This window comes from Cobetia sp. SIMBA_158, from assembly GCF_046566945.1.
Lineage (GTDB): Bacteria > Pseudomonadota > Gammaproteobacteria > Pseudomonadales > Halomonadaceae > Cobetia > Cobetia amphilecti.
The window spans coordinates 1-259 of sequence record NZ_JAWJYL010000599.1; the positions used below are offsets into that span (position 1 = coordinate 1).

Sequence of the window (259 nt, forward strand, 5' to 3'; positions counted from 1 at the left end):
CCAACATCAGTTTTAACACCTGACACCATTGCCGTCATTGTGCCTGCTGAATCAGGTGTTTGTGCATCTACGTTGTACGTTTTAACAAAGCCTGAGTAAGGCATGGTTTCAAAACTAAGTTGGTAGTCTTCACCCATGCCGCCTTCAAGCTGACCCGCTAAAATACGTGCAGCCGTAACGGTAGAAATACCCATACCGTCGCCTACAAATAAAATAACATTTTTCGCCTTGCCCGACTCTGTAACCGCTTCGGTATTAG

General features: G+C 45.6%; 1 protein-coding gene. It reads right to left on the reverse strand.

The genetic code is table 11. From position 1 onward, the window contains the following. Positions 1-259 (reverse strand): alkaline phosphatase (locus R2R70_RS21230; protein ID WP_410979083.1); only part of this gene is annotated, 259 nt, incomplete at both ends.